The organism is Rheinheimera sediminis (assembly GCF_004005375.1).
In the GTDB taxonomy this organism is placed as follows: domain Bacteria; phylum Pseudomonadota; class Gammaproteobacteria; order Enterobacterales; family Alteromonadaceae; genus Pararheinheimera.
This window is the reverse complement of the sequence record NZ_RZUF01000021.1, coordinates 26250-49395: the sequence shown is the minus strand read 5'-3', so window position 1 is coordinate 49395 and position 23146 is coordinate 26250. Positions and strand designations below refer to the sequence as shown.

21 protein-coding genes and 1 pseudogene are annotated in these 23146 nt (G+C 46.0%); 4 read left to right on the top strand and 18 right to left on the bottom strand.

Annotation, left to right across the window (positions count from 1 at the left end):
• Nucleotides 1–35: 35 nt before the first annotated feature.
• The 9 genes from EMM73_RS14940 to EMM73_RS14905 all read right to left on the bottom strand — a co-directional run bounded on the left by EMM73_RS14940 (nt 36) and on the right by EMM73_RS14905 (nt 7179).
• Nucleotides 36–446, bottom strand: a complete 411-nt coding sequence (locus EMM73_RS14940; RefSeq protein WP_127687602.1) for a DUF2784 domain-containing protein — start codon at nt 444–446, stop codon at nt 36–38.
• Nucleotides 447–520: 74 nt separating this feature from the next.
• The gene (locus EMM73_RS14935; RefSeq protein WP_261373452.1) at nt 521–1024 is read right to left on the bottom strand and encodes a DUF2937 family protein; all 504 of its coding nucleotides are present in this window, start codon (nt 1022–1024) and stop codon (nt 521–523) included.
• 36 nt (nt 1025–1060) lie between these two features.
• On the bottom strand, nt 1061–1366 hold the full coding sequence (locus EMM73_RS14930; protein WP_127687601.1) for a hypothetical protein: 306 nt from the start codon (nt 1364–1366) through the stop codon (nt 1061–1063).
• 26 nt (nt 1367–1392) lie between these two features.
• A complete protein-coding gene (locus EMM73_RS14925; RefSeq protein WP_127687600.1) occupies nt 1393–1908 on the bottom strand; it encodes a DUF2569 domain-containing protein in 516 nt (171 codons plus the stop codon).
• Between the two features lie 105 nt (nt 1909–2013).
• Nucleotides 2014–2208, bottom strand: a complete 195-nt coding sequence (locus EMM73_RS20385) for a cation transporting ATPase C-terminal domain-containing protein (protein ID WP_409994311.1) — start codon at nt 2206–2208, stop codon at nt 2014–2016.
• A 224-nt stretch (nt 2209–2432) separates the two neighbouring features.
• A complete protein-coding gene (locus tag EMM73_RS14920; RefSeq protein ID WP_261373449.1) occupies nt 2433–3671 on the bottom strand; it encodes an HAD-IC family P-type ATPase in 1239 nt (412 codons plus the stop codon).
• Nucleotides 3672–4173: 502 nt separating this feature from the next.
• Entirely contained in the window at nt 4174–4611 is a 438-nt protein-coding gene (locus EMM73_RS14915) for a GNAT family N-acetyltransferase (RefSeq protein WP_127687599.1), read from the bottom strand.
• 191 nt (nt 4612–4802) lie between these two features.
• Entirely contained in the window at nt 4803–5345 is a 543-nt protein-coding gene (locus EMM73_RS14910) for a GNAT family N-acetyltransferase (protein ID WP_127687598.1), read from the bottom strand.
• A 373-nt stretch (nt 5346–5718) separates the two neighbouring features.
• Nucleotides 5719–7179, bottom strand: a complete 1461-nt coding sequence (locus EMM73_RS14905; RefSeq protein WP_127687597.1) for an aminoacyl-histidine dipeptidase — start codon at nt 7177–7179, stop codon at nt 5719–5721.
• 242 nt (nt 7180–7421) lie between these two features.
• On the opposite strand from EMM73_RS14905, the gene EMM73_RS14900 reads away from it, so the two are divergent.
• Nucleotides 7422–9989 (top strand): glycoside hydrolase family 95 protein, encoded by a 2568-nt coding sequence (locus tag EMM73_RS14900; RefSeq protein WP_127687596.1) that lies wholly within the window; start codon nt 7422–7424, stop codon nt 9987–9989.
• A gap of 228 nt (nt 9990–10217) precedes the next feature.
• Here the strand turns inward: EMM73_RS14900 and EMM73_RS14895 are convergent, their stop codons facing one another.
• The 8 genes from EMM73_RS14895 to EMM73_RS14855 all read right to left on the bottom strand — a co-directional run bounded on the left by EMM73_RS14895 (nt 10218) and on the right by EMM73_RS14855 (nt 15366).
• Complete coding sequence (locus tag EMM73_RS14895) at nt 10218–11141, bottom strand: glycerophosphodiester phosphodiesterase family protein (RefSeq protein ID WP_127687595.1); 924 nt, start codon at nt 11139–11141, stop codon at nt 10218–10220.
• A gap of 257 nt (nt 11142–11398) precedes the next feature.
• A complete protein-coding gene (locus EMM73_RS14890) occupies nt 11399–11710 on the bottom strand; it encodes an energy transducer TonB (protein ID WP_127687594.1) in 312 nt (103 codons plus the stop codon).
• Nucleotides 11711–11865: 155 nt separating this feature from the next.
• Nucleotides 11866–12291, bottom strand: a complete 426-nt coding sequence (locus EMM73_RS14885) for a hypothetical protein (protein WP_127687593.1) — start codon at nt 12289–12291, stop codon at nt 11866–11868.
• Nucleotides 12292–12493: 202 nt separating this feature from the next.
• The gene (locus EMM73_RS14880; RefSeq protein WP_222422675.1) at nt 12494–12973 is read right to left on the bottom strand and encodes a GNAT family N-acetyltransferase; all 480 of its coding nucleotides are present in this window, start codon (nt 12971–12973) and stop codon (nt 12494–12496) included.
• 169 nt (nt 12974–13142) lie between these two features.
• Nucleotides 13143–13463, bottom strand: a complete 321-nt coding sequence (locus EMM73_RS14875; RefSeq protein WP_127687592.1) for a hypothetical protein — start codon at nt 13461–13463, stop codon at nt 13143–13145.
• A 108-nt stretch (nt 13464–13571) separates the two neighbouring features.
• On the bottom strand, nt 13572–13937 hold the full coding sequence (locus EMM73_RS14870; protein ID WP_127687591.1) for a hypothetical protein: 366 nt from the start codon (nt 13935–13937) through the stop codon (nt 13572–13574).
• Between the two features lie 113 nt (nt 13938–14050).
• Nucleotides 14051–14407, bottom strand: a complete 357-nt coding sequence (locus tag EMM73_RS14865; RefSeq protein ID WP_127687590.1) for a hypothetical protein — start codon at nt 14405–14407, stop codon at nt 14051–14053.
• Nucleotides 14408–14832: 425 nt separating this feature from the next.
• On the bottom strand, nt 14833–15366 hold the full coding sequence (locus EMM73_RS14855) for a hypothetical protein (RefSeq protein ID WP_127687589.1): 534 nt from the start codon (nt 15364–15366) through the stop codon (nt 14833–14835).
• A 234-nt stretch (nt 15367–15600) separates the two neighbouring features.
• Here EMM73_RS14855 and EMM73_RS14850 point away from each other — a divergent pair.
• Nucleotides 15601–16644, top strand: a pseudogene (locus EMM73_RS14850) (integron integrase).
• Nucleotides 16645–16764: 120 nt separating this feature from the next.
• Here the strand turns inward: EMM73_RS14850 and EMM73_RS14845 are convergent.
• Nucleotides 16765–18996 (bottom strand): S46 family peptidase, encoded by a 2232-nt coding sequence (locus EMM73_RS14845; RefSeq protein ID WP_127687588.1) that lies wholly within the window; start codon nt 18994–18996, stop codon nt 16765–16767.
• Nucleotides 18997–19198: 202 nt separating this feature from the next.
• Here EMM73_RS14845 and EMM73_RS14840 point away from each other — a divergent pair, with 202 nt between their 5' ends.
• Both EMM73_RS14840 and galB read left to right on the top strand, forming a co-directional pair.
• Nucleotides 19199–20215, top strand: coding sequence for a hypothetical protein (locus tag EMM73_RS14840; protein WP_127687587.1), 1017 nt, complete (start codon nt 19199–19201; stop codon nt 20213–20215).
• 130 nt (nt 20216–20345) lie between these two features.
• Nucleotides 20346–23099 carry a beta-galactosidase GalB gene (gene galB, locus EMM73_RS14835; RefSeq protein WP_127687586.1) on the top strand — a complete coding sequence of 918 codons (2754 nt, stop codon included), beginning with the start codon at nt 20346–20348 and terminating at the stop codon, nt 23097–23099.
• Nucleotides 23100–23146: the final 47 nt, after the last annotated feature.

The following is a 23146-nucleotide window of genomic DNA, read 5'->3' as shown; positions in this document are numbered from 1 at the left end:
CTTGAATAATACAACGCCGCCTAATGCACTGAAACTCAGGAGTTGCCGCTACGGCCTTTTGGCCGAACAACAAACCAGCTTGCCAAAACCAGTAAGCCAAAAGCGCTGTACAACAGAATAAATACCCATTCAGGCGCTGTGTAAAACAGCACCTGATGTAACCAGTGCTGAATAAAAGAGCCTGAGTAAGTCACAGCCCCGGCTTCTTTTCGAAGTGCCATTTCCCAAATAGTTAAAGGGCAAATCACCCCCAACCAGGATTGCAGCACCACTATGCCAATAGCAAACAAATGCAGCAACCGAAAGGCCAGGTTTCTGACCCAAAGCCAGTTCAGGAAATACCCCAGATAAATAGCCACAAGCCCAAAGACGATAAAACAGACAAAAAGCACATGCACCAGCAAAATCGCATCTGCCACTACAAGCAGCAACAGTTCTCTGGACATCGCAGTCCCCTCAGTGTCTGTTTATTGGCAGTAACCAGGCAACAAATAAAACTAGTTCAACGTTACACGCGCTGTTAGTACTGCTCTGCACGACGACCAGAGCTCATTAGTCTGAACGGCAACATAATCAGCATATTTAATAACAAAGCCAACACCACACCAAACAGCAAGCCACTTGCGTTCAGCGGTATACCTACTTTGAAATTCTGAAGCACCTCTTTCACCACATGAACTCTGTCGGGGTGCAGCATAAAAATCATCTTCTCTATCAAATTGCCATCGGCAAAGATATCCATACCCTTGGTTAAGTCCTGCAATAACTGAACAGTGTGCTGCTTTTGTTCTGCATCCGTTCTAACACTGGGTTCAGCGTTTTTCAGGTGGTTATCAATCATAGCGTTGACGTCAGCAAACTGATGAGCTTTTGCCGTGGCTTCATAACCATCCACTTGCCATTTGGTGGCGCTGTAAAGGCCAGACAAATACTGATGATAATGATCAACCAGCAAAGGCATTTGCAGCGCTAAAATTAACGCTGCACCAAAAACCAACTTATCGAGCAGTCTTGCAATCAACATTAAGCTTCCTGTATCCAATGTTCGGGTTAGAAATAGTTATGCTGTGAAGGCAAACACCAGGGCCAGCACTAAAACAGCCAGTCCCCAGGGAAATGGCGACGCCCACCAACTGAATAAGTGTTGCCGCGCCGCAATAGAATCTTGTCGCTGTTGTGTTGTTTTTTCGTGAGTGGGTTCAAACTTTGCTTTTAATTGCGGCCCTGGAAATAAGCCAAAGGCAACCCCCAGCACTATCGCATACCAGCCAGCTTTTGAGTGAGCCGGAAAATACCACAGCATAAAGAGGCCAATGCTTAGCAACCCACAAAAGCTTATCAGTTCAATTTTTTTACTAAGCTTCATCATGTTAACCTATCTGCACCAACAGATTAAAAGGCGGCATTTTGTGACACAGGCAGCGCAGGTCTATGCTCTACAAAGGTTGCTTTAACTCTTTTTGAAACGAGCATATACGGGATCCAAATAAGAGCAGCAATCAAAAGTCGCACAAATTCTTTTGTTGTTTCCGGGTCAAACATTTTTTCATTTGGCAACACTTGTGTCAGCAACCAGGCATCAATAGGAATAAACACCAAAGACACGATCATCAAGGCAATGTAAAAACGGGGAAATAAGTAATGCTTTGAAAAGAATAAATAAATCAGATACAAGGAGGCCAGCACAATCAAAGAATTGTATAAAAGCTCTCCCATTAGAAACGCCCCCCAGAGTGGCAGGTACATATCGGAGCCAACAGTCGTTAACCTCTCCCAGGTTCCATCGCTAAATATCTGGGTATACATTGGAATATAAGTAACCAATAACCTGACTGGCGCTAAGATAACTCCTATCGCAACCAAAATAAGCCAGCCACCAAGTCCCTTTAACTCTTTATCGTTATCCATAGTTTTTCTCCATAGTTATTATCCATAGTTATTATCCATAGTTACTCCATTTATTATCGTGCTAAGCATCTCGGTTCGAGACCTCGGCATCGGATAGCTAAGCTGTCAGTGAGTGTTTAACTTGCGACGAATAGCCACACGGATCTGCTTTTCCGTCTCCACAATAGCAAACAAGGCTACACCTATAGCAAATATCAATATGCCATCCAAAAACGGCACTGCCTCTGTGGCAAACACAGTTTGCAGTGCTGGCAGATAGGTAATAGCAAACTGCGCTGCTGTCACGGCAACAACCGCTATTCATACCACTTTTGTGCCACGTATTGCTTTCCAGGTCAACGAAGTGCCATAGATATTTCTGATAAAAAACAGATGAAAAATCTCCATAGCAACCAGGGTGTTAAGCGCTAAGGTACGGGCAAGCTCCACAGAGTAACCTCTTTCTATGGCGAAATAATAAATACCCTAAACGCCAGCTAAGAACAGCAATGAGACAAAAATGATATGCCATATCAGTTTACCGCCTAACAAAGGCTCACTGCCGGACGGGGCGGCCGGCGCATGGTATGATCTTCAGTGGGTTCGAAAGCTAATGCAATGCCCAAAGTAATGGCGGTAATAAGATTGATCCACAGGATCTGTACCGGCGTGATCGGCAAAGCAATACCTAAAAGTAAAGCCACAATAATCACCATGACTTCACCTGCATTGGTCGGCAGCGTCCAGCTAATCACTTTTTTCAGATTGACATTACACAGTGCGGCCGCCTGGGCCAGTTTACCCAATACCCCATAGTCAGCAGGGGACACATGGCTGTCGCCCAGCGACAGCAGACCTTCAGGTGCATAACCTTCACCTTGCAGACTAAACAAGAGCTCCGAAATCAGGACTGAAGTCACCACCATTTTATTGCGGGTTAAAGTTCCGGTTTTATCTGAACACATCACCGAAACAGCCCCGAGGGTTTCGATGGCTGGCAGTCGTTGTACTATCACCTGTCGTTTAGCCATAGCCTGCACACCAACGGCCAGAGTAATAGTCAGTATGGCGGCTAAACCTTCAGGAATAGCGGCAACAGACAAGCCGATCACAGCTATAAACAAATCAGCGAAGGCAGTGTTGGTCACAAAACAACCATAGAGTAGCAAAAGCGCCGCAATACAAAGGATCAGCGCCGTCAGCCAGGTTGCAAAGACACTCATTTGTTTGACCAAAGGAGTGCTCAGGGTTTCTACTTCCGATAAAAGGTGACTGATCCGCCCTATCTCTGTATTTCCAGCAGTGGCGACTACAACTCCCTTGCCCTGACCAGCAACAACCAGAGTTCCGGAAAATGCCATACAGAGACGATCACCAAGAGTAGCATCCGCTGCTACAGCTTTTGCCTGCTTTTGCACAGGCACAGACTCACCTGTCAGAATAGCTTCCTGTACTGACAGGCCATGGACACTGAGCAAACGTAAATCGGCAAGTACCTTATCGCCAGCCTCAAGCAGTACTATGTCACCTGGCACCAGCTTTTCAGCCTTAATACCGGCACGCTCACCACCCCGAATGACATTGGCCCGAGGCGCAAGCATCTGACGAATTGCATCCATTGCTTTTTCTGCTTTACCTTCCTGAACAAAGCCCATAATGGCATTCGCAACCACAACCGCCAGAATAACTCCGGTATCTATCCAATGCCCCAGCACAGCGGTAATAAAGACAGAACCAAGCAAAACGTAAATGAGAATATTGTGGAAATACAGCAGGAAACTCATCAATACATTGCGTTTTGCCGCTTCAGGTAAGCGATTAGGGCCATTTTTTCCAAGACGGGCTTACGCCTCTTGCGCCTCCAAACCTGAAGTAGAGCTGTTCAATTCAGCCAGCGACGACTCACCAGGCTGAGTATGCCAACTGGTTTTCTGCTTATCCAATTCTGAAGTTTGCATTATTTTCCCTGCCTTGTGTTGCACTCTAAAGTGTCAGAGTTATGGATTTTTGTGCGCTCCTGCCTGACAACTAGGTTGTGAAAAACGCAGATAGCTATAAGGCTGCCACAACAGTCACCATAGCCTGTTAGCTAATTTGCCTGGTTGAACTGGATCAATAGAAATTGTGATAAAAACTAACACTACACTGGTCCAAAGCGGATTCCGAGGTACTGCCAGTCTGGGGTATACTGGCTAAAACGTCGGTGCGTTGCCGTACCAGACACTTTGAGATTTAACTGTTCAGCAAAGAAGCAATAACCTTAGTTTGACTGCATGCGTTCCTTAGCTACAACTGAATCACAGCTAACATATCCTCGCCTTCTTCATCCATGCCTACCTCAACAAAACCAAAGCTGGCATAAAAATCCCTGGCTACCGGGTTTTTGGGGTTATAACAAATTTCAATTTGCTGCAGGCCCGGACTTTGTTTTATCTGCTCCAGTGCAAGCTGTAATGCAATCCGGCCTATGCCTTGTTGTTGATGTTGTTGATCCACCATAAAGCGCCAAATTGACACTTTTTCTCTGGACTCTTTTACCCACATCAAAAAACCAACAGGCCTCTGATGCACACAGATGGCTCGGGTTTCATAACCCTCGTTGAACATAGCCTCGACCAGTGACCACATGTTACTGGCCACATAATCCAGCTGATCTTCTGTCACATCGAGATCACACACAGCTTCATAATTTTCTTTAGTAATTTGCTCTAGCGATACCTGCATTGTTTGTCCTTAAACTTTGGAAAAAGGTCACGGCGCATCCGCGCCAGAATGTAAACACAAAATATGCTCCCCATTAGGCCAAAAGTAGCTTTTACTTTACCAAAAGTATCAGAGCACTAATGATAACAATCCGGGCTGTAATAGACCTGTTACAGCAGTATGGCTCCATCGATGTTTGCCTGCCCTGATAATCAGCTGTTCGCGGTAGCCTCAATAAGGCTCTGCCACTCTTCTCTTTCAAGCCTGTAGTGTTTGACAGCACGTTCAGCACTAACATCATCCCTTACATACTGAAAGCCACTTTTGGTGATCACTCTGCCTGAGGCAGGGTTTTCGGCAAGGTGCCTTGCATCAATACGAGACAAAGCGTAGTGATTAAAACCGAACTCAAGGATCCGCATAGAGGCTTCAGTGCAATAGCCCTGCCCCCAATAAGGCAGTCCTATCCAATATCCCAGATTCCCTGCCTGCCCTGAGACTTGCGTAATACTGACAGCGCCTATAAGTTCGCCGGTTTCCCGAACTACAATAGCAAACACAACCGCAGTTCTGTTTTTATACCAGTTTTCATGCAAGCCAATCCATTCCTCCGCCATAGTATCCAGATAAGGATGAGGTATGTTTTCTGTCATATCAGCAATAACTTTTTCACCGGCCAGCAGCTGAACTCTTGGTGCATCTTCAGCTTTAAAAGGCCGGAGAATTAATCTCTCTGTATCTAATCTTGAAATCATTTTGTTCTCAACTCTATCTATCCATGGGTTCATCTAAGGCTGATACCCGCAGATAATAACTTTTGTTTATCCACTGTATATTCGGCTTTAAAGTGAAGATCGATTCTGATTTACACTAAACAGCTGAGCAAACGGGTTGTGATAAGAGGAAACTCCATAGCTCCAGCAAACGCAACAGTAAATACCAAAGCCGTGGCAAAAACCTGACAGGGGCTGGAAGGCGTAAAAAGATGCTCGTTCGGTGGCGTGGTTTATCCCGAGTGCTGGTTACTTATTAAAAACAAAAAGTACCATAACTTAGTAACTGAGTCAGATTATAGACAGAAAAAAGCCCCGAAATCGGGGCCTTTATTCTGATCACTGATTGGCTGACTTAAGCTCGCTCAGGAATACGCTCCAGCACCGCCAGCAATAATTCCCAGTACTGACCTACAGTAGTGATATTCACCATTTCATCCGGACCATGCGGGAAGCGGATAGTCGGGCCTATCGATACCATATCCATATCCGGATAAGGCTTTTTAAACAAACCACATTCTAAACCAGCGTGGATCACCATAATGACAGGCTCTTTGTGATAAATATCCTGATAGGTATTACGCACTATCGCCATCACTGCTGAATCCGGGTTGGGTTTCCAGCCAGGATAAGCACCGCTGAATTTGACTGCTGCGCCTGATAACTGCGCCAGTGAAGTTAACATGCTTTCCACTTGCTCACGGCCGCTGTCAATTAAAGAGCGGATTAAACAAAGCACAGAAATACTCTGATCTTTAGTGCTGATCACGCCCATATTCAGTGAAGTTTCAGTCACGCCTGCCACTTCATCACTCATCCGCATCACGCCGTTAGGGCAAAGATTCAGTAAGTGGATCAGGGTATGTTGCGTTGCTGCTGTCAGTACTTGAATTGGGGTAACCACCTCAGCCAGACTCAGTTTTAATGCTGGCTCAACAGCGGCTAATTCAAACTGCAGCAAGGCTTCAAACTCTGCCACAGCCTGTTGTAACTGGCTTAACTTAGCTGCAGGAACAGTCAGACTTACAGTCGCTTCCCGAGGTATGGCATTACGCAGCGAACCACCGTTAAAACCTGCGATAGCAAGCTCTAACCCTACTGCATGGTCAGCTAAAAAACGTGCCAAAAGTTTGTTGGCATTACCGCGGCCCAAGTGAATATTCACACCAGAGTGGCCGCCTTTTAAGCCTGTTAGACTTAAATCAACAGCGATCACGCCAGTGGCTGCAGCTTGCCATTGTACTGGCACTGTAAATTCAGCGTCCACGCCACCGGCGCAGCCCATATAAATTTCGCCTTCCTGCTCAGAGTCGGTATTGATCAGAATCTCAGCATCCAGCATGCCAGATTCCACACCAAAAGCACCTGTCATCCCAGCTTCTTCGTCTACCGTTAGCAAAACTTCTAACGGGCCATGCTGAATATCGTCGCTGCCTAAAATAGCTAAAGCCGACGCCATACCTATGCCGTTGTCGGCACCAAGGGTAGTACCGCGGGCTTTAACCCAGTCGCCATCAACATAAGCTTCGATAGGATCAGTAGCGAAATCATGAACTTTGTCGGCATTTTTTTGCGGCACCATATCCAGGTGCGCCTGGATCACTACCACTTTACGCTTTTCAAAACCTGGTGTTGCAGGCTTTTTAATGATCAGGTTGCCCACTTTGTCTTCAACAACAGTCAAGCCTTTGTCACGCGCCCAGTGTTGAATATGCAGGCTTAACGCCTGCTCGTGTTTCGACGGATGTGGAATGGCACAAATTTGCGCGAACCATTGCCATAAAGGCTGTGGGTATAAAGATGATAATGCTGACACAACAACTCCTGATTCAAAGGCTCAGCTAAAAAACGCCGGCATCTTAGCACAAAGAGTAGCTGTCGCTGAATGCCATACACGACAGACCGCAGGCACAGTACGAGGGCTGCCTGCCCTTGCTCAGAGCGACAAAAAATCTTAACTAAATTAACGATTAAAACTATATACACATCAAAATCAAGCGGTTAAACCTGATACCCACAACTTGACTGTACCAACAGAATTTCAGGGGCCGGACTGTGATGAGCAAAACTGTGCAATTTTCTTTACTAAGCTTCAGAGGTGCATTGAGTGTAGTGAGTCTGGTCAGCTGTATCGCCCTCGCCAGCTCCGCAGAGCCTGCCACAACAGCTTTAAAGCTTTGGTACAGTCAACCCGCTGCTTTATGGGAAGAAGCGCTGCCCTTGGGCAATGGCCGCTTAGGTGCCATGGTCTATGGCAAGCCAGCAGATGAAACCATTCAGCTGAATGAAAACACCTTTTGGGCGGGTGGCCCACATAACAACATTAATACAGCGGCACTTTCATCACTGCCTGAGATCCGCCGTTTAATAACCACTGGCGACTATGCCGGTGCTGAAGCGCTGGCGGCCAAAAGTATCACCAGCCAGGGCGCTAACGGCATGCCTTATCAAAGCGCAGGCAACTTACACTTAGAGTTTCCTGCTCATACGCAGTATCAGAATTATTACCGCGATTTGGATCTGGCAAACGCAGTCGCCACCACTCGCTATCAGGTGGCAGATGTGGTCTACAGCCGCGAAGTTTTTACCTCATTGGCCGATCAGGTGGTGGTGGTGAAATTAACTGCCAGCAAACCTGGTAAGCTCAGCTTTAAAGCTTATTTGTCCCATCCGTCCAAGGCGGTTTTTTCACAGCAAAACGCCAATACAGTGTTAATGCAGGTACAGGCTAATGATCACGAAGGCATCAAAGGCCAGCTGCAATTAGCCTCACTGCTTTATGCACAACATAGCGGTGGTCACCTAAGCCAAACCAATCAGCAATTAGAAGTTCAAAACGCCGATTCAGTGCTGCTGCTTCTGTCCATGGCAACCAACTTTGTCAGCTATCAGGATATCAGCGCCAATGCGCTTTCCCGTGCACAAGAGTATTTGGCCAAAGCGCAGCAACAGTTTCAGCACCAGCAGTATCCAGCCCGCAAACTAGCCCATAGCAAGGTTTATAAACACTATTTTGACCGGGTGACTTTAGATCTGGGCCATAGCGAGTTTAGCGCAGAGCCGACGGACCAGCGTATCCGTTTATTCGCACAGCGGCACGACCCGGAGCTGGCCAGTCTGTATTTTCAGTTTGGCCGTTATTTACTGATTTCGTCCTCACAACCCGGTGGTCAACCGGCCAATTTACAGGGCTTATGGAATCATAGACAAGACCCGCCATGGGATAGCAAATACACTCTAAATATCAATGCACAAATGAATTACTGGCCGGCGGAAGTCACCCAACTGACAGAGCTACACCAGCCTTTTATCCAGATGATTAAAGAACTTGCAGTCACAGGGCAGCAAAGCGCTAAAACCATGTATGGCGCCCGTGGTTGGATGGCGCATCACAACACTGATATCTGGCGTATCACAGGAGGGGTCGATTACAGCTGGGGTTCCTGGCCTACCAGCAACGCCTGGTTAAGCCAGCATCTATGGCAAAAGTACTTATACAGCGGCGACAAAACCTATTTGGCTGAGGTCTACCCTGTGATGAAAGCTGCAGTGCAGTTTTTTGAAGACTTTTTAATTGAATCGCCGGATAAACAATGGCTGATTGTGTCCCCTTCCATGTCACCGGAAAATGCCCCTAAAGCAACAGGCACGAAAATCGCTGCTGGGGTGACTATGGATAACCAGCTGTTATTCGACTTGTTTTCCAACACCCTGGCTGCCGCCACTATTCTCAACCAAGACCAAAATCTGCTCCCGGGCTGGCAGCAGATCCTATCCCGCCTGCCGCCTATGCAAATAGGACAACACCATCAATTACAGGAATGGCTACAGGATTGGGACGATCCGCAAGATAAACATCGACATATTTCGCACTTGTATGGGCTTTATCCTGGTAATCAGATATCACCGTTGCGCTCGCCTGAATTATTTAACGCGGCCAAAGTGACAATGGAGCAGCGCGGCGACCCGTCCACAGGTTGGTCGATGAACTGGAAAATCAATCTGTGGGCCCGCCTTTTGGATGGTGACCGGGCCTTTAAACTGATGCGTGAACAAATCAAACCTGCCCTGACTGCAGATGGCAAGATTTCCGAAAGTGGCGGTACTTATCCCAATATGTTTGACGCGCATCCACCCTTTCAGATTGACGGTAATTTTGGCTTCACCTCAGGTTTGGCTGAAATGCTGGCGCAAAGCCATGATGGCGCTGTGCATCTGCTGCCGGCTTTACCACAGGAATGGCCCAATGGCAGAGTCACAGGCCTGATGATGCGCGGTGGTTTTGTTTTGGATATGAGCTGGCATAACGGACAAGTCTGTAGGCTAAAAATCCACTCACGCTTAGGTGGTAATTTACGCCTGCGCAGTGCATCGCCTTTGCCTGCAGTCACAGCCTTTAAGCTTTATCAAGCCAGTGACAATTCGACAAACTCCAATCCCTTCTACCAACAGGCACAGATCAAAGCACCACTAAAACACACAAACAAAAACCTGCCCCAACTCTCTTTTTCCAGCAGCTCTTTGATTGATGTACCAACAGAAGCAGGTAAGGATTATCTGTGGAATTGCAAAAAAACTGAAGCACCCTGCTGTGATAAAGCAGAGATGACTCAACACACTCAATGACTGCTGAATGTGGCGCTTCGTCTTATCTGATAAACCTGAGCACGGACTAATGAGCGTCGACCTTCGTCGATTTAACTTTTTAATTCTGACTATATGCAGCCTTGGCTGACTGAGTATACAAATTTTTTGAGACTCAAGGCGCTCTATCTAATTGGCTGAATAGAGCAACGCAGCGAGACGCACAAAGATGTCGATTCAGTGGCGCGGCTTATCCCGAGATCAGGGTAATTAGTTCTTAGCCCTCATTACGCTGGCTAAATCCCCCGTAAAAAGTCCAATCCCTTTGTTACGTAAATCAGAGCTTGTTTTGTAAGGTTCTGAGGTCTGGTAAAGATAGACCTGGCTTTGATTAGCCTGAGCCCTGGCAGCAAACTGTTCAGGCCAACCCCACAAATATTTCCCATATTTTTCGGGAAGAATAATAGTTTTATGGCGGCAAGAGTCAGGATAAAGCCTGGTCCAGCCAAAAAGCAGATAGTCCAGTAAACATTGCTTCGCTATCTGCTGCGAATAAACTTTGGGTACAGAAAATTGTGCAGATATCGCATCATTGATCTGCTGATCACCGATAAAACTAAGCCTGCCCAGCTCAGCGCTAGTTAATCCAGCCAGATAGCCAACTAAGACTTTAATAGCTCTTGGCTGTTTAGTTTTCATATTGATTAGAAAGTCTTTTTCCGGAAAGTGCCGCATCACTTCGGACAATGAGACCATCAATCCAACACCTTTACCCCGAAACGGATACAGCTCGGAACCGACAATACGATAACCATAGCCAAGGTCCAGTGTTTTCAGATAGTCCATGCGTTGTTCGGAGGTAACCCCTTGACCATCGGTGCGACAATCCAAAGTCCAGTCATGGAAAATGGCCAGTTTATTATCCGCAGTCACTTGCACATTCAGATGGATGGTATCAGCCCCCAGCTCAAATGCCCGGGCTATTGCAGGTAGTGTATTTTCAATATAAGGATGCTCCACACGGACCAGTTTGTCCGCGGTGCAGCTATGGCTCTCCACCTCAACATAGCTGGTAGGTTGAACTAACCCCTTGTATGAGATCACTCTTCCCTGTTCAGTCAACTCGATGTTTGGTTGCCGCGCCAGCACAATGAAAAGGACGACAAAGACACCTGAGATCATCCATTTTCTCATTACCTATCCTTCGGCTGAACTAAGTCAGCAATAACCTAAATTTTATACGCCATAAACTGTCCAGGCGGTCTTTTTACACCGGGCCATGGCAGTAATTGCAGTGAAAAAACGCCGAGCATATGTGCCCTTATCAAGCCAAGCCTGCTTTTCTGCAGCATCAGCACTTGTTTGTCAGGAATAACGTGACTGCTCTCGGATGGCTTTGAATAAAAACCGGCCAGACTGCCACAACAGCACTCTTACAACCTCAACACTGCCTAGTTCAAATCCCAATCCAATTGTACTTTCACTCCAATTTCTGTTACTGCGACGCCATTTTCGATCTTTGGCGAGTACTGCCATTTTGACAAGGCACACTTAGCTGGTTCATCAAAAACCCCTGCAGGTTCTGACTTTATCACCTTAATATTGACCGGCTTGCCTTCGGTACTGATATCAAATCCTAATTGAACAAAACCTTCTATACCTTGCCTCGCCGCCGCAATAGGATAACCGCTATCACAGTGCTCTGAATCTATTGCAAAAGCACCAGCACTGAACAAAAGAACATGAACCAGAAATATTCTCATAAGTAAAAATCCTTTTAGAAACCGTCAAAGTGGGCAACAAAAAGCCCAGACCAAACTGCACTGCGGCACTGCAATGCCACAAACCAACACTACTTTCGTCTGCCGCGCTCTTTATCCTGAGCTCAGGTTTCACTCACCATCCCTGTGCAGCACGCTTAGCCTTCACTGCCTTTTACTTTGAAACTTATCTCGACAAAGTCAGGCCCCCAACTTTGTCTTTTCACTTCAAGCATTTTGTCAAAATCAAAATCAGAGATAAGCAGCTGATCATTTTTCAGCCACTGCATGGAATAATCCAAATCTTTTGGATGACCATCAAGCCGAATCACATTATCTGTGCTTTTAGTTCCATCTGATTTTTCGACAAAAATTTGAGTTTGCCAGTTTGTTGTGGCTCCACAGTCCGCATTCACAACAACAGCTCGCATCTTTTTATCCGGAGAATATAATTCCGCATACTCATCAAATGAACAACCACTGATGAGCAGTGAACCAAGACCCCAAATTGCCAAAAACAACACTAAGCCACACCAAAAGATTGCTGCACCAATATTCCACAACAGAGTTAAAAGGGTATTCATCAAAACAATTCCATATAACATATAAAAAGACGGTCAAATGCATCACATCTGCATTGACGATGCACCTACGGGAGCATTAAGGATCTGAGGCAAAGTACAAAGGCCCGGTGTTGCAACGCCCAAAGCAGTAGAAAAATACGCGCAACGGGTTTGAAGCCCAGGCCACACAGTGGCCGTTGCTGACTGGCCTTTTTATGTGAATTTAACCTTTAATCATATACTTACAATTATCTATTGGTAACTTATCAGGATAATCACTCTCTGAAAATCCAAATTTTTCGTAAGCTTTAATGGCAGATTTGTTGTGCTTGAGAACAAACAATGAACAAGTATTAACTTTTAGTTCGGCAGTACCCAATTCACTAAGCCTCATCATTAACTCTTTGGCGATCCCTTTTCCTCGAAAATTGGGATTTACTATCAGCCGGGCTAAATGACACCTATTTAACCGCAAATAATATTGACCAAATGCTAACAGATTAGATTTATCATCGACTAGCGAGAATGCGTTCAATGAATCCAAATTAAGATCAGCACTAAATGAAGCTAAATCGTAAGGATACCTAAAGTTAGGCCCAGTCCAATCTTTTAGTTCTTGTTCACAAGAAAACCATTTCATTAAATTTTCGATATGGCTGGTGTAGGGCTTGATTAATTGCATCTTCGTTAAATACTCATGCATTCACATAACGCTTTGCCTTGGAGCGACCGAAACAGAGCGAAGCCACGTATAGACAGTCCCTGCGGCGCCAACAGCAACTTGTTATACATCACTCTAACTATTTGCTTTGGGGCGGACAATGCACCGCGTTGAGCGTCCCAGATCCGCAGGGGCGACCAACAGCAACTTGTTATACAACTTTTGGTTGCTCATTGAGACTGTTTTTAAAAGACACTTTAAGCGGTTGGAAGAAAGAATAAATCCATAAACCAGGAACGAGAACCACCCATATTACACAGGAGAATACAATCCCAAGCACTGGCCCCATAAAAATGCTGTACAGAAGACCTTCAATACCAGTCCGATAAACTCCATTCCATTGAATCGTCTCAGCTCCAAATGTTGCTGCAATACCACATAAAAGAGAAAAGATAGTTAGTCCCACTGTAAAACCAATAAAAAGAAGTTTGAAAAGTGATTTTTTTGATATTTTTTTGGCAATAACTTCCACGATACATATTCCCTGTTGTTTTATAACGCAACTAATTGGCTGCTGCGTAGCGCAGGTAGCGCCGGTCGAGGCCCGCTTTTTGTGGCCGGAACGAAAGTAAGCAACTTGTTACGTTTTCATTTTAAATACAAAATAACGAAATAGTAAAGCCTGAGCTAAAGCAATACCACCAAGAAACCAAGGTCCTTTAGAAAAGTAACTAATACCAAGGAACAAACCAGGTATTAATGCGTAATAAAAATAAGCCTTGCTGGTAAATCTACAAATGAACCAATGCGTAGGAAAACCGATTAACAACCACCCAAGAAGCGAAATTAAAAGAAATACACCAAAATACAGTAAAAACGTGACTAAAAAACCAAAGAGATATGATGCTTGGATTTCATTAGCGCCAAAAAGGTAAATCACAGGGATTATTAAGCTTGAAATAAATAAGCTTTTGAATAGTGCGCTATCCCATTTACCTAAGTTCAATGATTATCCCCAAAATAATAACACCCAAATATCAGGCGTAAACGCATGAGGCATAATAGCGAAGCGCCCCATATGTTTGGGTCCACGCTCTGGCGCGCGATATAATTTGCTTGTTATTTGCCATTAGTGCCGAGCGCCCCAAGAACGAAGAAAACAAAAACAACTAATGAAATAAACACCCACAATTTTAACCAACGCAAAGACCAAATGGAAAAAGTGTGCTTTTCTGTCTTAGTGTTTTGGTTGATGAACCAGTTTTTCTTTTGCGGTTTTTCTTTTACTTCACTTAAAGTTGCAAGCAATAACGCTGTATAGCTAAGGCAAGCAAACCATGGCTCAAACTTAGAAGTATCAAATTCGACGATATGAACGCCCGCTAATGCAGCTAACAAAACTAAAAATATCGGAAACGCGGCACTTTTAATGATCAAGTGCCAACTATCTGCGTTCGGTTTAATAGCTACCTCCATGGCACATAACGTTCGGTTCAAGCGCAGTTTGTAAGTTGAATTTTTGTGGGAACCTTTTGCGAAGCAAAACCACAAAAGGCAACTTACAAAGTGTCGAGCGCACACCTAGAGGGTCAAGTCTCGCCCTGTGCCCCGTCAAATCAGAACCAACCAAAAATGTTCATAAAATCAAAAAATAGAAAAACATCACCAATTCATTCACAACTAATAATGATGTGTACAACCCCCAAAACATCTTGCCAACATCTAGTTGGCCAAGCTTTGATTTGAAATCAGAGTGATTGTTGCTGATATCAATCAAAGCGGGTTGTTCTTTGCAATTGCACATAGCTTCCCTAGGAATTTAACACAAAGCACACGGGCGACAAAAACGCGTTAGCGGGTTTGGCGTCCCAGCGACCAACGGGAGCGATTGCTGCGTATTGTTAGGCACGATTTATAAGCCCTGCCGTTAAACTTATTAAATATTTTTCCAAACCACACTCATCATTTTGTCCTGAATCAAAGTCGCATGACATTATTTTCATTACCGATTCTAATCCACCACAACAATCAACTAATCGTTGAATCAGCTTAGTTTGACCTGAGATAAGAGTGACATCTTGATCCAACCTACAAACCCAGTTCTGTTTTTGAGAAAAAACATAGTGGTCTGCCGTAAACCGGAAATCACTGCCCAAATATGACAAGAGTGATTCACGATCAGGTTGAACAAATGCAGGTTTTTTATCTAACTCAAGATCTACGAATGAAATGACAACGACTTCTAGATCATTTTCAAACGCCAATAACGCATCCCATAAAAAGTCAGGAGCCAGATCAGTATAAAAATTACGATCGAATGCAAGCCCTGACCAATCACGTTTAAGCAAAGGCATCATTGGCGGATAATCAGGTCGCAAAGTATCAGAAATAAATTTCTTTGGTTGCTCAATCATACCTGCTGTCTTGAAATCCATTTAGTGCCTAACAATTTAATAGAAGGGTTTCTGCCCGCAAGTCGAACATTTTTCCGCCTTCTTTCATGATTTTTACTCATACCAAATTAACGCTGATGTACCTCTATTTCAACAACTTTTTCTGAAATCAGTAAATTTATACCCGACAAAATCTATACAGCCTGTACGCTAGTTGGTGGATTTTTTACTCAAACCGAACCACTGTTTATTTAAACAGTTATTCAGGAGTGGAAAATGGCCTCGCCTTTTTTGGATTACGTCAGGGAGTTTATGGTGTCGCGGCGTTATGCCAAGCGTACCGTCGAAACCTATTTGTATTGGATCCGGTTTTACATTTTGTTTCATCACAAGCAACACCCGAACCAGCTTTCGGATGCAGATGTGGAGAGTTTTTTATCTTACCTTTCCAATCAGCGTACTGTGGCTATTAAAACTCAGGCTACTGCTTTGAATGCACTGAGCTTTTTATACAGACATATTATTTTGCGGCCACTGTCACTGAACCTTAATTTTAATAAGGCTCGGGTAGCGCAGAAACTGCCGGTGGTACTTACTCGTGTTGAAGTTCAGCAGTTGCTGACAGTCATTGAGCCTAAATACAAGTTATTGGCTCAGCTCATGTATGGCAGTGGCTTGCGTTTGATGGAAGCAGTTAGGCTGCGGGTGCAGGATATTGATTTTGATTATTTATCTGTCATGGTGTGGCAAGGCAAAGGTAATAAAAACCGCCGTGTGACTTTGGCACCAGAGCTTATTCCTGCTTTAAAGTTACAAATAGAACATGTAAAACAGCATTTTCAGACGGATCTGCACAACCCCTCTTATGCAGGAGTCTGGTTGCCTTTTGCGTTGGCCCGAAAATATCCAGCAGCGCCAAAAGAGATTGGCTGGCATTATTTATTCCCGTCAGGCCTGCTTAGCCTTGATCCGGAATCAAAGTTAATACGTCGGCATCATTTAGATGAAACTACGGTTAGACGGGCTATTAAAACGGCAGCTAAACTGGCAAAAATCTCAAAAAATGTGACCTGTCACACGCTGCGCCATTCATTTAGAAACTACATCCATGTAGTTTCCCCTGCGGGCCAGCCTGCGGCTGTTCAAATTCATTCCCGATGAATTTGTGCTACTCACTTACTAGAAGCTGGTATTGATATCCGAACAGTCCAAGAACAACTCGGCCATAGCGATGTGAAAACCACGCAAATTTATACCCATGTTTTAAACCGTGGTGGTAATGCGGTGAAAAGTCCGTTGTCTTTATTATTGAACGGGTAAAGGTATAGTGGGTTTCTGACTGAAGGATAAATGGGAGGGTTGCAGGTCTGTGGCTTGTCCCGCCCCGTCAACGGGCACCGCGGTATCCATAGACGGGCGGGCAAGACCCGCCCCTACCGATTACCTTACTATTTCCATCTCAGCCAATAAATTATCAGCGTTATCAACGTATTGCATCATCCACAGCACGTAGCGAATATCCACATGAATAGCGCGGGTGATTTCCGGGTTGAAGTACCAGTCTTTGGTGATGGATTCATAAGTCGAGTCGAAATTTAAGCCGACCAGTTCGCCTTTGCCGTTCATTACCGCAGAACCTGAGTTGCCGCCTGTGGTGTCGGCGCTGGATAAGAAGTTCACCGGCACTGAGTTAAAGGCTTTCACTTCGTTTTTTGGGCAGTTAAAAATGCCGCAGAACCATGGCTCTTTGCTTTGTGCTGCTAAATCGGCATAAAAATAACCTGCAGTTTTACCGGCCTGATAGGCATCCACCAGCTTTTGTGGCGCGTTAAACGGGTAATCAGCCTGGCGTTTGGCGATTAAGCCCTTCACTGAAGTAAAAGGCGTTTTATACACGCCGTCTTTGGCCGGATAACCGTCTACAGAACCATAGGTGATACGCAAGGTGCTGTTCGCATCCGGGTAGACTGGTTTTCCCTGTGCTTTGTTGTAGGCAATAATGGCTTGCATATAAGCTGGGCGTACTTGCGACAACTGGCCTTTCAGTTCTTTATCCTGAGCTTCTAAACTCAGGTTTTTGTCAGAAATAGCCACTGCAATACGAATAAATGGATCTGCACTTTGGGCAAAATCAGCTGGTGTTTTACCCAACCAGGCTTTACGGCCGTCGGTGCTGGTTAAGCTGCTTTGTGGGTACAAGGTTTGTAGTTTTTCTGCAACCTGTGCTTGTGTCATGCCCGCAGTTAAACCTAAAGCTGCGTCTAATTCGGCTACACGCACCGCATCAGGCTGAGCTAAATACTCGGCTAACTGTTCTGACCAAATGGCGATATCCATAGTTGGGTGGAAGCTTTTTTCCATCCGGGCTAAACGGCCTTCAATCATTTTTAAGTCACGTTGCTGAAAGCCCATTTCCCGCTCTGCATCAGGCTTTTGGTTTTCCTGCGCTAAACGATACAGCAGCATTGCCGCTTGTAGTAAATCGCTACGTTTGGCCGCTTCAAAGTAATAGGTTTGCTGGGTAAAAGCCTGTTCGGCGTCTATCACCTGCTTTAATGCATCAATGCTTTGTTGGTACGGAGCGCGCGCGGCATCGGCTTTAATCCAATCCAACAGCGCTTTTTCCTGCATTTCTTTGATAGCCTGAATGTCAGTTACTTTAAAACCGTCCAATAAGCCCTGAAGTTTCTTCATGCGGTTATTGTGGCCTTTGACGGTAGAGGCATATTTCACTTTTAAATCGCCATCAGCCGCGCCTAAGCTGTCTATGGTGTTGATCATTTGCTGATAAGTTTTTACCTGGGCCGGGTATTGCCAATCAGCAGCAAAAGCAATTTCATCGGCTAAACGGTAGCGGCTAGTCTGGCCCGGGTAACCTGCCAATAAAATGCCATCGCCCTGGCGTACACCACTGGCATTTACTTTTAAGAAGTTTTTGCTGCTGTAAGGCACGTTATCTACTGAATAAGGCGCTGGTTTGCCGTCTTTGCCAACATAACCACGGATAAAAGTGTAATCGCCGGTATGGCGTGGGTATTCGAAGTTATCTATATCGCCGCCATAGTTGCCTACTGATTCTGACGGTGCATAGACCAAACGCACGTCCTGCAGCATCAGCTGTTTAATTTGGAAATATTCCATACCATGGTGAAAACTGACCACAGAGCAGCGGTAGTTTGCATCACTTTCACAGTCTTTGATCAGCATCTTGCGGTTAGCTTCTATGGCTTCATAACGCGCCTTGCCTGATAAACCCGCCGCCAAAGAACCGGTAATTTGTGCTGTTACGTCTGTCACAGCTTCGGTGATATACAAGCGTTCCTGCGGCCCAGCTGGCAACTCTTCAGCCATAGTTTTAGCTAAAAAACCTTTATCAATCAGGTTATTGTCTTTAGTCGAATTATTCTGTATCGCGTTGTACGCACAGTGATGGTTAGTCACCACCAGGCCTTTTGGCGATACAAAAGATGCGGAGCAATAGCCAAGGCTGACAATAGCGTTCATAGGGTACTGGCTTAAATCGGCCAGTTGTTTACCCGGAATATCAATGCCTTTGGCGGTTAATTCATGTTGCAGTTCAGCCAGTTGATGCGGTTGCCATTGGCCTTCATCGGCCTGATTGGCAAAACTTATAGCAAGCGCCAATGCGCTGAGCAGGTAGACAGATTTCATAGGATCCCTTGGTTGTCGTTTTTATAATGCAAAAGTTCGGTGCAAATTATCCATGTTAAGCGCTCCGGTGCAACCTCGATTAGTTCAATGCGCAGAATTTAACGCCAACAGCAGGCAAGATTGTTTTATCCGACGGATTGAGCAAAAAGCGGCATCATGCTAACAATAGCGACATAAAAACAACATGATGGATCAACTACTTATGCAAGCATGGAACGAACGTTTCCCACGACTGGCGCAGCTGCATTTTGCGCAGTGCTGTTATTTACTGGCCACTGTGTTTTTTCTTTTGTTTTTGCTGCTGGGAGCAGACAACTCAGTACTGGCTAAAATTGCCGCTGTACTGCTGCTGTTGGCCACAGCCAAAGAGATGTGGCAACGTTTTTCGATTTGGTGGCATAGCTTGCTGGGCAAAGCCTGTATTCTGATTTTTTACGCCATAGTGCTGAATTTCTCTTTTGCTTATGCCGAATCCATTGTCAACGGCGTGATAGGCGTAAGGCCCAATGTGGTGCCTTATAGCGTCAACTTAGCAGCTTTATTGCTCGCTCCAGCCTGGACCTTAATTGGCAGTATGCTGACCTTGCAGTTTTACTCCATGCTGCATTTAATCAAAGTGATGTTGCTGTTGATGCTGCGGCCTTTGGGTGTGCTATCCAAACATCTGCTGGATGACGAAGTATTTCCGGTCTGGACTTTAATGGCCCGTATTGTTTACCTGCCTGTCGTTACTGTGATTTTAGTTTTGACTTTATTTAGCTACTTTAGCGGTCATCCTGAAGAGTTTTTGGACTGGGGTAATACCGAACAGCAACAGCAAAACATTCCAGAATCTTTGCAAAAACAACTGGAAGAAATAAAAAAACGTGAAACACAACTACAACAGCCAAAAGGCCCTCACAGCAAAGTCCCTGAGTTTCAGGTTTTTCTCGATGATGGTTATTTAATGAGTAACAGTGGTTTTAAACTACCCACTATGCTGTGGCTGAATAAACTGGTGGCCTCTTTTAATTACCATATTGAAAGCCTTGGCGCGTCCAGCTGTAAACTCACACCGCCTGAGCATCTGGTGCATATTAACGACTACGAAGTGCTTGTGGTCACGCCGGATGCCACTCAGGCTGTGGGTTATAACTACAAAGTGCGGGTTTGTGATTCGCCGGCTTTTCCGGCTGGTGTAACAGGCCGGGCTTTACCGGTACAACATCAGGAAAAGTAACAGTAAAGGCAAAAATCTTAAGCTGTTACCGCTGGTACTCAGGCATGGGCTTGGTTAAGGTTTGCGCATAGTTAACCAGTCCATCTGTCGCGCTGCAAAGCTCTGGACGTCTGGCAAAGGATCCTGTGCCATGTCTAATATACCTTTACTGCTCAAAGTCTTTTTATTGTTATTAGCGCTGCCTGCTGTTTGTGCTGAGCCTAAACAGCACAGCCTTGCACAGAGTTCAGCAACTAGTTACAGAGAAAAAATTCTGCTGGACCAGGGCTGGCGTTTTTATAAATACCCGGATGGCAGTACTCCGGATGCATTGATTTATGATCTGCGCCCTGAACTGATTTCAGACGAAGATGGTAAAGCCGCAGATGCAGAGCCTACAGCAGCAGTTGCAGTGAAAGCAGACCGGCAGGTGTTAAAACCCTGGATCCTGCCCACGGCCAATGCCTTTATTGCCAACCCAAGTCAACATCATCAACGCCCGGCGGCTAAAGCGCCGGGTGCTGACTTTGCTTTTGTTCAGGCTGATTTTGATGACAGCCATTGGCAAAAAGTAACTATTCCGCACGACTGGGCCATAGCCGGGCCCTTTTATCAGGGCGAAAACGCGGCTGTTGGTGGCGGCATGGGCCGGTTACCAAGCCCTGGCGTTGGCTGGTATCGTCATAAATTTCAATTAGATAAAGCAGATAGCGCGAAGTCGATTTTTCTGGATGTCGACGGCGCTATGTCTTATGCCATGGTCTGGCTGAATGGTCATTTGGTCGGCGGCTGGCCTTATGGTTATGCCTCGTGGCGGCTGGATTTAACGCCTTATGTCAAAGTGGGCGCTGCGAATCAGCTGGCTATTCGTATCGACAACCCTCCGGCTTCATCACGCTGGTATCCGGGTGGTGGTTTATACCGCAACGTCTGGCTAACCAAAACAGATCCAGTGCATATTGCGCACTGGGGCACCAGCGTCACCACCTCTGACGTCTCAACACAACAAGCCACAGTCAACCTGAGTGTTGAGATAAACAATGACAGCCAGCAGCATGCTGAACTGAGCCTTGTCACAGCTCTTTATACTCTGGACGCCGAGGATAAGCCGTCCGCTACAGCGGTCGTCCGCTTGCAGCCACAGCAATTCCAGCTTGAAGCAGGTAAAAAAACCACAGTATCAGGCTCAGTGCTGCTGCAAAACCCCCGGCTTTGGGGCCCCTTACCCAAGCAGCAACCGCATCGTTATCTGGCCGTCACGCAGTTGGTGCAGCATGGCAAGGTGATCGATCAGTACAACACTCCTTTTGGTATCCGCAGTCTGGTGTTTGACGCGAAAAAAGGGCTATTGGTCAATGGTGAGCCTGTGTATTTGCAAGGGGTCAATCAGCATCACGATTTAGGTGCTTTAGGTGCAGCTTTTAATCTAAGAGCAGCACAACGTCAGTTAGAGATGCTGCAAGAGCTGGGGGCTAACGCCATTCGGCTGGCACATAACCCGCCAGCGTCAGAGCTGCTGGAACTGACAGATAAAATGGGCTTTGTGGTGATCAACGAAATTTTTGATAACTGGCAACGTAAAAAAACACCGCTGGATTTTCATTTGATTTTTGACGACTGGTCCGAAGCCGATTTACGTGCTTTTATCCGCCGCGATCGCAACCACCCATCTGTGATTATGTGGAGTGTCGGCAATGAAGTCGGTGAACAATACACGGCAGAGGCAGGAGCCGCAGTCGCCAAACGTCTGCATGATATCGCCAAACAGGAAGACCCCACCCGCCCTACTGCGGCGTCGATGAACTATGCCAAACCTGATATGCCTTTTGCTGCAGTGATGGATAGCATCAGCCTGAATTATCAGGGCGAAGGCATTCGTAACGCCCCTGAATATGCGCATTTACAAGGCATTCGCACAGCGCCGCTCTATCCTGCTTTTCACAAGGCATTTCCGGATAAACTGATTGTCAGTAGCGAAAATGCGGCTGCCGTTAGCTCCCGTGGTGAGTATTTATTTCCTGTGTCGCAAGGTAATAGTGCACCTGTAGCTGATGGTGCAGGCGGTGATCCGGCGACGTTGCAAGTAAGTTCTTATGAGCTTTACACCGCGCCTTTTGGTTCTTCGGCCGACAAGGTGCTGGCTTCGTTACAACAACATCCTTATGTGGCTGGCGGTTTTATCTGGAGCGGCTGGGATTATTTAGGCGAACCTACGCCTTATTATCAGGCGCGCAGCTCTTACTTTGGTGTGATTGATTTAGCGGGCTTTAAGAAAGATCGGTTTTATTTGTATCAGGCCTGGTGGCGGCCTGACTTGCCGATGGCGCATATTCTGCCGCACTGGAACTGGCCGGAACGACTGGGCTTAGTGACGCCTGTGCATGTGTTTACATCGGGCGACGAGGCCGAGCTATTTCTCAATGGCGTCTCTTTGGGCCGGAAGAAAAAGCAGCCGCTGGACGCGCGTTTACGCTGGGATCAGGTGCGCTACCAGCCTGGCGAGTTAAAAGTGCAGGCCTATAAAAATGGCAAAGCCTGGGCGCAAGCGTCAGTTGCCACCACAGCACAAGCAACGGCATTAACCTTAACGCCGGATCGCGCAAAGATAAAAGCCGATGGTCTGGATTTGTCTTTTGTTACCGTCAAAGTAGTGGACCAACAAGGTTTCACAGTGCCCACAGCCAAACAGCAACTGAGTTTTAGTATTGAAGGCCCTGGTGAAATTGTGGCCACCGACAATGGCGATGCTGCCAGTTTAGTGTCTTTTGCTTCCCACCAGCGCCCGGCTTTTAATGGCCTGGCTTTGGTGATTGTCAAAGCCAAACCAGGCCAAAGCGGAGTGATCAAACTCAGAGTTCAATCCAAAGGTTTAACTGGCAGTCAAACCTTGATTCGCAGCCATTGATTAGCAGTGAATAGAGGCTAGAACACCAAGGCCGGAGTGATCGCCGG

What these genes read in the sequence shown, in the direction of transcription:
- EMM73_RS14940 (WP_127687602.1), bottom strand. Translation starts at nt 446, where the DNA reads ATGTCCAGAGAACTGTTGCTGCTTGTAGTGGCAGATGCGATTTTGCTG.
- EMM73_RS14935 (WP_261373452.1), bottom strand. Translation starts at nt 1,024, where the DNA reads ATGTTGATTGCAAGACTGCTCGATAAGTTGGTTTTTGGTGCAGCGTTA.
- EMM73_RS14930 (WP_127687601.1), bottom strand. Translation starts at nt 1,366, where the DNA reads ATGAAGCTTAGTAAAAAAATTGAACTGATAAGCTTTTGTGGGTTGCTA.
- EMM73_RS14925 (WP_127687600.1), bottom strand. Translation starts at nt 1,908, where the DNA reads ATGGATAACGATAAAGAGTTAAAGGGACTTGGTGGCTGGCTTATTTTG.
- EMM73_RS14920 (WP_261373449.1), bottom strand. Translation starts at nt 3,671, where the DNA reads ATGAGTTTCCTGCTGTATTTCCACAATATTCTCATTTACGTTTTGCTT.
- EMM73_RS14915 (WP_127687599.1), bottom strand. Translation starts at nt 4,611, where the DNA reads ATGCAGGTATCGCTAGAGCAAATTACTAAAGAAAATTATGAAGCTGTG.
- EMM73_RS14910 (WP_127687598.1), bottom strand. Translation starts at nt 5,345, where the DNA reads ATGATTTCAAGATTAGATACAGAGAGATTAATTCTCCGGCCTTTTAAA.
- EMM73_RS14900 (WP_127687596.1), top strand. Translation starts at nt 7,422, where the DNA reads ATGAGCAAAACTGTGCAATTTTCTTTACTAAGCTTCAGAGGTGCATTG.
- EMM73_RS14895 (WP_127687595.1), bottom strand. Translation starts at nt 11,141, where the DNA reads ATGAGAAAATGGATGATCTCAGGTGTCTTTGTCGTCCTTTTCATTGTG.
- EMM73_RS14890 (WP_127687594.1), bottom strand. Translation starts at nt 11,710, where the DNA reads ATGAGAATATTTCTGGTTCATGTTCTTTTGTTCAGTGCTGGTGCTTTT.
- EMM73_RS14885 (WP_127687593.1), bottom strand. Translation starts at nt 12,291, where the DNA reads ATGAATACCCTTTTAACTCTGTTGTGGAATATTGGTGCAGCAATCTTT.
- EMM73_RS14880 (WP_222422675.1), bottom strand. Translation starts at nt 12,973, where the DNA reads ATGCATGAGTATTTAACGAAGATGCAATTAATCAAGCCCTACACCAGC.
- EMM73_RS14865 (WP_127687590.1), bottom strand. Translation starts at nt 14,407, where the DNA reads ATGGAGGTAGCTATTAAACCGAACGCAGATAGTTGGCACTTGATCATT.
- EMM73_RS14855 (WP_127687589.1), bottom strand. Translation starts at nt 15,366, where the DNA reads ATGGATTTCAAGACAGCAGGTATGATTGAGCAACCAAAGAAATTTATT.
- EMM73_RS14845 (WP_127687588.1), bottom strand. Translation starts at nt 18,996, where the DNA reads ATGAAATCTGTCTACCTGCTCAGCGCATTGGCGCTTGCTATAAGTTTT.
- EMM73_RS14840 (WP_127687587.1), top strand. Translation starts at nt 19,199, where the DNA reads ATGCAAGCATGGAACGAACGTTTCCCACGACTGGCGCAGCTGCATTTT.
- galB (WP_127687586.1), top strand. Translation starts at nt 20,346, where the DNA reads ATGTCTAATATACCTTTACTGCTCAAAGTCTTTTTATTGTTATTAGCG.